14 protein-coding genes are annotated in these 12,341 nt (G+C 36.9%); 8 read left to right on the top strand and 6 right to left on the bottom strand.

The window, feature by feature from the left end:
- Positions 1-562: 562 nt before the first annotated feature.
- The 3 genes from AO843_RS09875 to AO843_RS09870 all read left to right on the top strand — a co-directional run bounded on the left by AO843_RS09875 (position 563) and on the right by AO843_RS09870 (position 1,347).
- On the top strand, positions 563-787 hold the full coding sequence (locus tag AO843_RS09875) for a hypothetical protein (RefSeq protein ID WP_082389436.1): 225 nt from the start codon (positions 563-565) through the stop codon (positions 785-787).
- Positions 788-806: 19 nt separating this feature from the next.
- Entirely contained in the window at positions 807-938 is a 132-nt protein-coding gene (locus AO843_RS25365) for a hypothetical protein (RefSeq protein WP_004269370.1), read from the top strand.
- 88 nt (positions 939-1,026) lie between these two features.
- Entirely contained in the window at positions 1,027-1,347 is a 321-nt protein-coding gene (locus tag AO843_RS09870) for a DUF3889 domain-containing protein (RefSeq protein ID WP_054610955.1), read from the top strand.
- 38 nt (positions 1,348-1,385) lie between these two features.
- Here the strand turns inward: AO843_RS09870 and AO843_RS09865 are convergent, their stop codons facing one another.
- On the bottom strand, positions 1,386-1,940 hold the full coding sequence (locus AO843_RS09865) for a DJ-1/PfpI family protein (RefSeq protein WP_054610954.1): 555 nt from the start codon (positions 1,938-1,940) through the stop codon (positions 1,386-1,388).
- A gap of 165 nt (positions 1,941-2,105) precedes the next feature.
- Here AO843_RS09865 and AO843_RS09860 point away from each other — a divergent pair, with 165 nt between their 5' ends.
- Positions 2,106-2,504, top strand: a complete 399-nt coding sequence (locus tag AO843_RS09860; RefSeq protein ID WP_054610953.1) for a MarR family winged helix-turn-helix transcriptional regulator — start codon at positions 2,106-2,108, stop codon at positions 2,502-2,504.
- Between the two features lie 5 nt (positions 2,505-2,509).
- A complete protein-coding gene (locus AO843_RS09855; RefSeq protein ID WP_054610952.1) occupies positions 2,510-3,700 on the top strand; it encodes an MFS transporter in 1,191 nt (396 codons plus the stop codon).
- A 36-nt stretch (positions 3,701-3,736) separates the two neighbouring features.
- Here the strand turns inward: AO843_RS09855 and AO843_RS09850 are convergent, their stop codons facing one another.
- The gene (locus tag AO843_RS09850) at positions 3,737-4,351 is read right to left on the bottom strand and encodes a C40 family peptidase (RefSeq protein ID WP_054610951.1); all 615 of its coding nucleotides are present in this window, start codon (positions 4,349-4,351) and stop codon (positions 3,737-3,739) included.
- Positions 4,352-5,113: 762 nt separating this feature from the next.
- On the opposite strand from AO843_RS09850, the gene AO843_RS09845 reads away from it, so the two are divergent.
- Together AO843_RS09845 and AO843_RS09840 are read left to right on the top strand one after the other, a co-directional pair.
- On the top strand, positions 5,114-5,911 hold the full coding sequence (locus AO843_RS09845; RefSeq protein ID WP_054610950.1) for a MerR family transcriptional regulator: 798 nt from the start codon (positions 5,114-5,116) through the stop codon (positions 5,909-5,911).
- Between the two features lie 22 nt (positions 5,912-5,933).
- Positions 5,934-6,578 (top strand): methyltransferase family protein, encoded by a 645-nt coding sequence (locus tag AO843_RS09840; protein WP_054610949.1) that lies wholly within the window; start codon positions 5,934-5,936, stop codon positions 6,576-6,578.
- 209 nt (positions 6,579-6,787) lie between these two features.
- On the opposite strand, the gene AO843_RS09835 is transcribed toward AO843_RS09840, so the two are convergent.
- The 3 genes from AO843_RS09835 to AO843_RS09825 form a co-directional block, all read right to left on the bottom strand.
- On the bottom strand, positions 6,788-7,963 hold the full coding sequence (locus AO843_RS09835) for an MFS transporter (RefSeq protein ID WP_054610948.1): 1,176 nt from the start codon (positions 7,961-7,963) through the stop codon (positions 6,788-6,790).
- Positions 7,964-7,986: 23 nt separating this feature from the next.
- The gene (locus AO843_RS09830; RefSeq protein ID WP_054610947.1) at positions 7,987-8,805 is read right to left on the bottom strand and encodes a MerR family transcriptional regulator; all 819 of its coding nucleotides are present in this window, start codon (positions 8,803-8,805) and stop codon (positions 7,987-7,989) included.
- Positions 8,806-8,881: 76 nt separating this feature from the next.
- Positions 8,882-9,892, bottom strand: a complete 1,011-nt coding sequence (locus AO843_RS09825; RefSeq protein ID WP_054610946.1) for an alpha/beta fold hydrolase — start codon at positions 9,890-9,892, stop codon at positions 8,882-8,884.
- Positions 9,893-10,026: 134 nt separating this feature from the next.
- On the opposite strand from AO843_RS09825, the gene AO843_RS09820 reads away from it, so the two are divergent.
- On the top strand, positions 10,027-10,923 hold the full coding sequence (locus AO843_RS09820; protein WP_054610945.1) for a LysR family transcriptional regulator: 897 nt from the start codon (positions 10,027-10,029) through the stop codon (positions 10,921-10,923).
- A gap of 303 nt (positions 10,924-11,226) precedes the next feature.
- On the opposite strand, the gene AO843_RS09815 is transcribed toward AO843_RS09820, so the two are convergent.
- Positions 11,227-12,156: a DMT family transporter gene (locus AO843_RS09815; protein WP_082389435.1), complete on the bottom strand. Its 930-nt coding sequence runs from the start codon at positions 12,154-12,156 to the stop codon at positions 11,227-11,229.
- Positions 12,157-12,341: the final 185 nt, after the last annotated feature.

Below are 12,341 nucleotides of genomic sequence, written 5' to 3'. Positions count from 1 at the left end.
AAATTAGACAATGAGGAACGTTATATATTTCATTACAGGCAGTATAGGAAATCCATTATTATTGACTAACATGTATCGTTTGGCATTATTCTCTAAAATGACTTCTTGCACACGGACTTTTTCACCCCCATATTCTTAGTCTTCTTTTCAGGATCAACAAGTAACCTTAATAGTTTCTTCGCTTTTTGGCATTCTCTCTGTAACCTCTTTTACTGAAAGTAAATCATTCATTAATCATATTTAATCATATCCACCTTTCTTATCAATTTTCACAACAACAATTAATGGCATTAGAAAAGGTTATTGTTGTAATAGGGGTCAATAAGAGCCTTACAAAGAAGCCTGCCTATGTTGTAAATAATATAACGATGATTCGAAATATATTTAACATTTATATTATGTAATAAAATATGTCCTTATACTGAACGTATTATCCGCTTATTAGTTTAGTCTATCTAACATGAGTTAGTGAATTTCATTCTTTTTTTACATAAATGCCCGAAAAAAATACCTCATATAAACGCTACTACTTGAGCAAATTACATGTAGGAGGTGAAGAACTGTGGGCAATCGAAATAACAAAAACAGCAAAAAAACAATGAATGTCAGAACGCATAATCCTTTTGGCACCTACAAAAGCAAAGACCTCGATAGAAGTAATAGCAATAATAACAACCCGAATGACAACTTGAATGAGGAGTTCGCGGCAGAATTTGATGCGAAGGCCAAAAATAAAAACAATAAAACGAATCATGATAAAAATCAACAGTCCAATAAAAAGAACTAACTATTTGGAGGTGTAAGCAATGGCGAAGAAAAGAAAAACAAGCTTTAAAAAGAAAAAGAAAGAGGATACACATAAAAAGAATGATCGGGAAGAATACTCAGCAGAGTTTAACCAAGTCATTCATAATAATCCTCAACAGCCGAAACAATAACAAATCTTGCTCCTTAAGTAAATACTTTTGGAGCTCTTATTTTTTACTTTAATCACCATTCTATACAGTTTAATTAGGAGGGGTTTAAGTGAAAAACGTTTATGTAACGCTTGGAATTCTGCTTGCTGTGCCATTACATATCCCTGAGATTGTTTTGGCACAGCAAGAAACGCCAGCCTATGCTAAGTGGGGGAAACTAGCGGTAGAAGAGGTACAGGCAAAATATCCTAAAGCAAAGATTATAGATTATTTACATGAAGGGAAAGAAATACATGGGACGTCAACTATTGAAAAATTTAAGCTATGGCTTAAGCAATCCGACAAGGAATTTGGAGTTTATGTAAGAATCAGCTACCTAACCTCCACGCAAGAAGTAGAAAAAATTGAATTACAAGAAAGCCTTTCATAAAAGCAAAAGGGATGCCTAAGTTTAGGCATCCTCACTTTTTAACCCTCTAACTTTTGTATAAACTCACGCATTAAGCCTGGTAGATCGGGCCAAGCATGTCCACTTACTAAGTTGCCATCTGTGTGAAGATTGGCATCAATATAAGTGGCCCCTGCTACTTGAACTTCTGGCTTACAAGCAATATAAGCTGTAAGCTCACGTCCTTTTAGTACTTCGGGGATAGTAGCAAAAATTTGTGCGGCGTGACAAACAGCAGCAATTGGCTTATTGGTTTCAAAGAAATGGCTCACTAGTGTCGGCACATGTTCATTTAAACGGATGTATTCGGGCGCTCTACCACCAGGAATAATTAAACCATCAAATTGTGTGGGATCAACATCTGCAAAAGAGGCATGTGCTTCTAAACCGTATGCAGGACGCTCGATGTATGTATCAACGCCCTCTACAAAATCGTGTAATACAGTTTGTAATTTCTTGACAGATGGTGCTGCAATTGTGACATCATAGCCTGCCTCAAGACAACGATAATAAGGATAAAAAATCTCTAAAGCCTCTACTGCATCTCCAGCAAGTATTAAAACCTTATTCCCCATGACTCCATCTCCTTTTCATTGTGAATCTACTAGCTTTATTCGACACATGCAAAAAATTTCCTGCTTAGGATTGATCCACCTTATCATATTACTTGCTTTACAAAGGAAAAAATGAAGCGTATAGTTTATTTAGCTAGGTAAATAAATTTTCAGGAGGTAGACCATATGAATCCGATATTCCATGCTTTATTCCAAAAAAGTCGTTATTTAACAAACTGCTTAAATGAAGTCTTGAAGCAGCATCATTTATATAGCTCACAATGGACCATTTTATATTGCTTACATAAAAACGGGCCGATGACTTTAACGCAAATATGGAAATATTTAAATGTAGAAGCACCAAGTATTACAAGAGCTATTACACGATTAGAGAACTTGGGCTGGGTCCAACGATTGGACGGGGAGGATAAGCGTGAAAAAATTGTAACCTTAACTGCACAGGCTGAGGAGCGCTTACCAGCCATTACAGAAACTATTTTAGCATTTGAGGAAGAAATGGTAGGATCACTTACTGCTGAGGAACAGCAGCAGTTTATGATATTACTGGAAAAAATGAAAGGTTGATTGACATGCAGCAAGAGGAAAATACACAAATATGGACAAAGCGTTTCATCAGTCTCTTTTTAACAAATATCTCTGTGTTTTTTGTTTTTTATGGACTAGTAACAACTTTGCCGCTTTATGCCATTGGTGAATTACATCAGACAGATAAGGAAGCAGGCTTATTATTGTCAGGCTTTTTATTATCAGCCATTATTGTGCGTCCGTTTTCAGGAAAATTATTAGATGTGTTTGGTAAGAAAAAATTACTAGTGCTATCCATCGCTGGCTATTTTATTTGTACCGTCTTATATTTATTTATTCATCCATTTGGACTTTTACTTGGTCTTCGATTTATTCAAGGGATTTTCTTTAGTATTATTACAACGGCTGCAGGATCATTAGCTGCGGATATCGTTCCAGTAAAGCGAAAAGGGGCAGGTTTAGGTTACTTCACGATGTCTACGAATCTAGCTGTCGTAATTGGACCATTTATCGGTTTATTATTAATTCAATATAGTACTTTTAACGTGTTATTTATTGTCATGAGTATTTGTATTCTAGCTGGAGGCATTTTAGCATTAACGGTTAATACTGACGATTTACCAAAGCCTGCACATGAAGGGAAATTAACATTTAAATTCCACGATTTATTTGAGCGTAAGGCATTGCCCGTTGCAGCGATTGCTAGTTTAGTAGCTTTTTCGTATGCAAGTGTTTTATCATTTTTATCGGTCTATGCACAGCAAAAAGATTTAATGGCTGTTGCTAGTCTCTTTTATGCCGTGTTTGCAGCAGCTATGTTAATTACACGACCATATACAGGTAAACTTTATGATACAAAGGGACCGCAATTTGTCATTATTCCTGGTATTATCTCTTTTGCGATCGGGCTTATCATGCTAGCATTTGTTGAAGGTCCAGTGCTATTTTTAAGTGCAGCCATTTTTGTAGGCTTTGGCTACGGAGCTGTTACGACAAGCTTGCAAGCATTAGCCGTACAATCCACAGCTATCCAACGAAGTGGCTATGCAACAGCAACTTATTTTACAATGTTTGACCTTGGCATTGCCCTAGGTTCTTATATTTTAGGGATGGTGGCCGTACAGGCAGGTTATGCATATGTTTACTTATCAGGAGCAGGTTTACTCGGGGTTGTCTTTATTATTTATCTACTACGACTTGCTAAGATGAAACCGAAAAAAGTGGTAAATATATAGGAAAACAGTTGGGACTGTCCCAACTGTTTTTTTCTTTTACAAACGGCCGTATCCAACGAAATGTTTTTTCCAATAGGAGTTATTGATGTTTGCAATACTAACGCCATCATTACTAGCGTTAATCATTTGATTATTGCCAATGTAAATACCTGCATGAGAAATTCCTGCTTTATATGTATTAGCAAAAAACACTATATCTCCGACTTGAGGTGTACTTACTTTTTTAGCTGAAAGATAAAATCCAGCAGCCGTTTTGCGTGGTGTTGAAATACCAGATTTATTAAAGACATATGTGATATAGCCAGAGCAGTCAAAGCCTGTACTTGGTTTTACTCCACCAAATGTATATTTGACACCTAATTGTTGCTTAGCCACCTGTAGTAACTTGGATGACGTATTCGGTGTGGAAGAAAGTTGTTTATTGATCGTTAATTTTTGCCCAATATAAATATTGGAAGACGATAAATGATTTAAGTTCATTAATGTTTGATAGGATACACCGTGTTGATTGGCAATCTTCCATAAAGAATCACCAGATTGAACGGTATAGGTCGCAGCTGATGCTGATTCTACTGTTGAAAAAAGTACGGATGAGCTTAATGCCAATGCCGCTAATTTCATGCCCCATCTATACTTTTTATTACTCTTCATGCTTTAATTCCTCCTACAATGTTAAAATTTGATACGAAAATGATTTTAGCATTGTAATATTACAGTTAGATGTCAATAAAATAACAATGTGGAGACGTTTTAAGAATGGAATAAAGATGGTTTTTTTCTAATGATCTAGGGCTATATGAAGGTTGATAATGACCTACAGAAATTTGAGAGATCCACTAAAAAAGGTAAAATTAGCGTATATGACAAGATATATCTTTTGGCGGGGAGGCTAAGACACTAGGAAAAATCTAATCCATACTAGCTCTCAGTGACAACACCAGATTGCGTGATGCATGCTACATATTTGGTGGAAGAAGCGATATTTTATAAAGCCATCATTAAATTATGCTGGCTTTGTGAAAAGTATAGAAGGCTAACTTTTTGTGTTTTACTTGGACTATTATTTACCAAAAGGCTCTATAAATATTATATATCATCTAATTAATAACAAAGTTTGAATAATTTTTAATAAAGATTGCTTAAAATCATCTTCCCTCTAAAATTTCTTATGGAGAGATGATTTTTTTATTGGATCTATACTTGTGTCACAACTAAGATTGTGAAGTAATGTACATAAACTAACAAAGCCTAATTGCTTTTTATTAAAGGGTGTGCAGCCAGTAAAAAATTTGAATGGTCTCGAAAGCTATAGATGCTTTCTCTACTCAAAAAATAAAATTTAACTATATTAATTGACCTTCCCCTTACAGGAAACATTATATTTAAAGTAATTTAAAAAAGGAGGTGATTATTATGCTTTCAATTGGTGAGTTTTCGAAAATATCGCATCTCACGTTGAAGACGCTTCGCTACTATGATGAAATTGGGCTTTTGAAGCCTGCTTTTATAGACAGTAAAAATTACTATCGCTACTATAATCTTTCCCAATTAGAAACCGCTTTATTGATTACGCGATTAAAAAACTATTTATTTTCGCTTGAAGAAATCAAGGTTATTCTAGCTAATTGGGAAGATACCGACTTTCTTAACGCTAAAATGCAAGCTAAACAAGAAAAACTAACACAACATATGACATTTTATTGTTCACTTTTAAAAAAACTAAAGCTAGATATTCAACGGTTAGATGAAGCGGAACATATCATGGGTTACTTAGATAAAATTGAGATTAAACTTATGAATCACTTAACCTTTCATATATTATCCCAACGAAAACAAATTAATACCGCTGATTTTCTATTACACTTTAATGAGTTGTTTAGTGAAATTTTGTTTGAAAATTTAGTACCTATTGCAAAGCCACTTGCAATTTTCCATAGCTCAGAATATATACCAGAAAAATATGATGTAGAAATTGCGATACCCCTTGCAGAGGCTACAAATAAAACAAAAGTGTTTTTTCCCGGCCTTTGCGCAATGGCTACGCTTACTGGTTCTTATGATGAATTACCTTCTATTCATACAAAGCTACATATGTGGATTGAAGAAAATAACTATAAACTGAATGGAGCCCCGTTTGAAGTTTATCAAACGAATCCTTATAGCACATCGGAGGAAAATAATATTGTAGAAGTATATTTTCCAATAAAATGAATAAAAGAAGGAGCGTAATACAATGTATGGCATAAACCAGCCAACGATAAAAGAAAAAATCTTGATTTTAGTTGCTGAAATTATCTATTTAGTCATTGCCTATTATTTGCTTTTCATTACTTATGACAAATCAGGCATTTCACTTGGGCTTTTTATTGCTTTAATTATTACAGCTTTACGATTAACAGCTATGATGTTTATATGGTTGCCTAGAGGTATAGCATGGCAAGAAGCCATTATGAATAGTGTAGCTTTTGGGATTTATTATTTAGGTTTCCCTATCTTAATGATTACTAGTAATCAAGATCCAAACTTAACAGTTCTTATTATAGGCTGGATATTGTTTTTAGGGGGGAGTATGTTAAACACAGTTTCGGAGTTGCTAAGAAAACCTTTTAAAGACAATCCAGCTAATAAAGGGAAGCTCTATACAGGTGGTTTGTTTAAATATGCCATCCATATTAATTATCTTGGGGATTGCCTTTGGGTATTGGGTTTAGCGCTAATCTCTAACAATATTTATAGTTTGCTTATCCCTCTAGGTCTATTCTTAGTATTTGTATTTGGATATATTCCAAAATCTGATGATTATCTAATGAACAAGTACGGAGAACAATTTACAGTATATAAACAGAAAACAAAAAAATTAATTCCGTTTATCTGGTAAATCAGTAACAAGCTTTGAAAACGGAGTATACAAGATCACCCATCAAAAGGTGGTCTTTCTTCATTTGTCATAAACCCTTGCGTTGGTTTTGACGAATTGTTTTGAGATTATAAAAAACACCCTACCTCTATTGTTGAAAATGCCGATTTTCAATCGAGCATATCAATATAAAGGAAGGATGTAGAGAGATTTGGGGCTATTTAATATCTTTATTTAGTAACAATAGAGCTTTCAATACCACTACTCATTTTTTTGAATAGCAAGATGGCAAGAAGAAAAGCGATGCTTACTGCAGCCAAAGCGATCCAATTCAAATTCAGGACAGAAGTATGGCTGATGACAAGCCCGCCTAATCCCGATCCCAGCGCAAATCCAAATTGAATGAAGGACGTATTGACGCTAAGGGCAATATCTGGATTGCGAGGTACCAGAGTGACCAAAAATAGTTGCTGGGCAGGGGAAATACTCCATGTCGCTAACATAAAAATCATTAAAACCAAGATTAATACAATGAGATTGACACCAGCTAAAGCGAATAAAGAGAGCGTTGCGCCTTGTAACAGCAATCCGAAACTAATTGTGAATCTTGATCCCTTTGCATCTGCTAATTGCCCGCCTAATCTTGATCCGACAAAGCTACAAATTCCCGCTAGGAATAGAATGCCACTAATTTCGGTTATGGAAAGCGTCGATGTGGCTTGCAGGAAAGGTGTGATATACGTAAATAGTGTAGAGTATCCACCGATATAAAATAAAGTAATAGCTAAGGCAGTTAGAATTTTTGTATCTTTCAAAATGGAGAGCTGCATCCTGAGGGTAACCGCTTCTTCTTCTTTGATTTTTGGAACCTTTTTATAGACGATCCACAGGGGAAGAATGGTTAATAAACCGATCAAAATAAACAAAACTCTCCATCCAAAAATCTCGCTAAAAAATGTGCCAATCGGAACACCCAGCACTAGTGAGCTGCTTAGACCCATCAAAATAATGCCGATAGCACGGCCTCTTCTTTCTTTTTCAACCAGCCGAGTAGCTACTGCCATGGCTACCACTGTAGCGATTCCTCCGCTAACCCCTTGAATAATACGTATCCATAGTGCGGTATCATAAGAGGGGCTTATAAACACCAGTCCGTTGCTGGCAATGAACATACTAAGGGTAACGATGAGCAACTTTTTACGGTCCATATTTATCGTTAGGGCGATTAGAATGGGTGCGATAATGGCTGCTGCGAGGGCAAATACGGTCACCAATAACCCAGCTTCGGAAATAGTTACGCCAAAGTCCGTGGCAATCATTTCAATTACGCCTGTAATAATGTATTCAACCGTGCCGATTAAAAAAACAACAAATGCTAGCACATAGATAATCAGATTATTTTTCAATTCAATCCACTCCGCCTCTTTAGTTATCTATTTATAATGGGAATCTGTATTTCCATTAATTGTGCATCTTGCGTTGTAGATAACGGTAAATAAATTTCCCTACCAGGTTCGTTTTCCTTGATCTGATAGTTATTTTTCGCAATCCATTTAGCTAAATCGACACAGGCCGTACAAGCATAGTTAGAATCGGAACGAAAGGTCATTGTGGCCATCATTGGCTCTGAAGGAAGCGTCCGAAGTTGAAATATATCTGGGAATACTGGAGGTTCACGGGTCAAAAAATAACCGACTTCAAATTCAAACTCATCCTCTTTTCCCTCTATTTCTTTCCATAAAACGACCTGTGGACTTTGAGCCAATTGGCGGGTTTCCTTTGTTAATAATTGATTAAATGTACGAAACAGTTCTGGAATGTCTTCTTCTCTCCCGCGCGCTTTCAAAGAAAGGAACTGCTGAGCGCCTTCAGCTTTGATCCTAATTTCTTGCCCTGATTCTACTTGTCCTTCTCTTTCTATAAGTTGCATGCGCTCCTCAATCCGAGCGAGCTTGGCTTGTTCCGTATCGATGATATGCTGGATTTCACTTTTTTTCAGCTTAAACATCCCTTGAATATCCTTCACTGAAATATCTTCGTGAAGCAAATGTATAATTTGTGGCAAGGTGAACCCCAATTCCTTATAAATAAAGATTCGGTTGAGCTCAAGCAGTTGGTCTGCCGAATAGTAACGGTAACCAGTGTCGTGATCTACCTTTCTTGGTTTTAATAGGCCGATCTGATCATAATAACGCAATGTTTTTAAGGATACTTTGCTTAGCCTGGAAAACACACTGATTTTAAACAAAATATCACCTCCAATCTTTAATCTAATGGAAGTATATAGTTTCCCGTGCAGGGGAAAGTCAAGTGTAAAAAAGTTTTCATTCAAGCAGGAACATTTTTAGGTTTTTATCAATAAATTCAGAATCTAGTTCATGCTGTCCAATTCCAGCACAATGTCCCCATTTCGATTCAATTGGGAGGAAGCGGGCATTTGGCATATGTTGTGCCTCATATTTGTTGTCCTGAGGAGGAAAGAAAAGATCCGTACTTCCTGGCATGATCAATGCCCGTGGGGTAACTTTGCTTAATGCAAGTTCAAAATCGCCATTATATGCTGGGTTTGCGCTAATATTGCCAGTGATTCCAGTACGTAACATAGTGATCAAATCATTGGCGTCAAAGGTCAAAAACACTTGATCCCAATAATCCACAAGGTATTCCTCCAATGTTTGATAGCCGTCTTGTTGATAGAGCTGTTCCAAATAATATGCCTGTGAGAAGCCCCAAGGGGCATAGACTCGACCCATGGCTGCCAGTCCCACTTTTGGTTGCTGCGTGTAAAAACCATTCTTCCAGGCAGAATCAGCCTGAAGGGCAGCAATCATTCCTTCAAATACAACCTTTGCATGTGCTCGGGTCATGGCAGTCCCTCCAAATGGAGCGATTCGTTCGACCATATCGGGATAACTTGCCCCCCATTGAAAGGTCTGTACAGCTCCTAGTGACCAGCCAACAACAAGTGCGATTTTTGTAATACCAAACTTTTGAGTAACCAATTGATGCTGCAGTCGCACGTTATCATAAATCGAAATCAGCGGGAAATTTGCTTGGTGATAGGGCGGTGGCGTATTACTTGGTGAAGAGGATAATCCATTGCCTAGCATATTCGGTATGATGATAAAATACTTTTCTGGATCCAGTGCCTTGCCAGTTCCGATTAACCATTCATTATCGGTATGCAGACCTGCAAACCAAGTGGGATAAACTATCACATTATTTTTTTCTGCATTTAGTGTTCCATAGGTTTTATAGGCGAGAACGGCATTTGGCAGCGTGTCACCAGATTGCAGCAAAATATCTCCCAGTTCATAAAGTTCATAATCTCTCATGTAAAAAACTCCTTTTCATAGTTAAAGATGGATGGCCTTTCTTGTCATTACTCTACGACGATGCTATTGTTAAGTCAAAGAAACGTTTTTGAATAAAACGTTCATTTTTTTTGAATTAAGAGGAGAAATGTATCATGGAATTGCGCCAACTAAAGACTTTTTATACGCTTGCTTCCACACTCAACTTTAGTCGTGCTGCAGCAGTGCAAAACTATGTCCCCTCAACAGTTACGATGCAAATGAAGGCTTTAGAGGAAGAACTGGGTGTTAAGCTGGTGGACAGATTAGGGAAAAAAGTGATCCTGACTGATGCAGGGAGACGTTTTCTAGGCTATGTAGCCAACATTTTGAGTGATCTTGAAGAAGCACAGCATGCCGTCAAGCAATCAGGAGAGGTGACGGGTACAGTGGTCATCAGCGCGGACGAAACGCTATGTGCGTATCGTCTTCCGGCTGTATTGCGTCCGTTTCGCTTACGCTATCCAGGGATTCGGCTTATGTTTCGACCGCTGACTCATTCGAACCTTAAACAGAGTTTGCAAGATGGGGACGTGGACATTATTTTTATGCTGGATGAGGCCAAGCACGAGATAGGATTTTGTGGAGAAAAAATGCTGGATGAGCGCTTTTATATTTTGGTATCACCCGATCACCCGCTGGCTGCACGTACTGAGTTGGTCATTGAAGATTTTAATGGTGAGACCTTCTTGTTGACGGAGAAGGGATGTTCCTATCGCACATTTTTTGAACGAAGTCTTTCACAGAAGGGCATGGGAGGAATTACCGAATTGGAATTTAATAGCGCTGAGGCGATTAAACAATGTGCAAAAATCGGGATGGGCATCGCCATATTGCCTGAAATGGCTGTGACAGCAGAAGTGAATAGGGGAGAACTGATCCCATTACCATGGGATTTGACCGCCACATCGTTTGCAACCCAAATGTTTTGGCATGAAGAGAAGTGGATTTCGCCTGCCATCGAAGCCTTTTTGAATGCGTCCCGAGATACATTTTTGAGTAATGGGACCTAAATAAATATTGACCTTTCCGTTTCTTGTTGCCGAAGGTTAAAAAACTTAACGCCACGCTTTTTCTGGGGCACTAAATTCTTTTATGTAATACAGTTTGCCAAAGTGACAAGCCACAATGGCAACAACTGTGGCATGATTCCAAACAACAGGTGTTGTTTTTATCCCGGTGTGACGCTGTAAATCTATTAAATATATGAGAGTTTGATCAAATTGATATTCATAAACTTGATAAATGAACAGAAAAAGAGCGTGTTTGGATCAAAACACGCTTTTAATAATTTCAAGCATTTCTGTGCTCAAAACTTATTTAACCTTTTTTTTCCTTGAAACATAACTAACGCTACGGATTCTGTGATGAATTTTTTTGATAGGGAGGCTAGCTATATTTCCTGAGAGGAGTAATCCCAAAACCACAAATACGGTTGCAGTAATATCAAACACTGTAATAGATTCATTTAAAAAAATAGCAGCTAATATGTATCCGAAAATGGGCGTCATAAATAACCAATTATTGGCTTTTACCGTATCTAGTTTCAACAGGTAAAACCAAAGCAACATTGTGCCGATTGAAATAAAGAACACCAACCAAATTAACGAACCAAGGAAATAATAATCCAATTTTATAAAAAATTTTTCTTTTTCGAGAAGATAAGTGATAGGGATTAATAGAGCCCCACCAATAGACACTTGCCAAGTGTTAATGACAATACCTGGGAGATCAAGATTGATTTTTTTGAAGTAAACACTTCCAATCGCCATTGATAACATTCCTAATCCCAAAATAATCAAACCATATAAATTAGCCTCACCAGTTGTGATAGATGGCCATATGCCAATTAACAATCCACATGCTGCTACAACCATTCCTATCCATTCTTGTAAATAAACTTTTCGTTTTAACCATATGGAGGACAGGAAAGCAACTACAAAAGGATTTGTTGTAACAAGTAAATTAAATAAGCCTGCTGATACATAATTCAATGCCCAAAAGGTTGCACCCAGATAAATTGTTGTATTCAGTAACCCTAAAAAAATTAATGGGATCCATTCCTGTGACCGAGGCCAAGGGTATTTTTTATTTAACAAATAAACATAAAGAAATAGCAAACCTCCAGCAATCAAAAAGCGAGTGGTAGCCAATACCAAAGGGGTGGTAGAGTGTAAACCGAACTTTGTAGCTATCGCTGCAGATGACCATAAAAGTGTGAAAAATAAACCTAAAACTGTTTCCATCTTTTTGCTCCTTTTAAGTTAAGTAGCTTCTCAAAAAAAGAACCGTGATTATAGAGAGAACCACAGGTATCAAGAAGTAACTTGGCTTTTAACCAAGTCCATATAAAATTTAACAAACATCGGATAACAGTTTTTTACTGAAATTCAGAATTTTTTTATCCAAATTTCATGATTTGCTTAGTTTA

Source organism: Lysinibacillus sp. ZYM-1 (assembly GCF_001308875.1).
GTDB lineage: Bacteria > Bacillota > Bacilli > Bacillales_A > Planococcaceae > Lysinibacillus.
The sequence above is the reverse complement of the archived record's forward strand: the minus strand, read 5'-3'. Positions and strand labels throughout refer to the sequence as shown.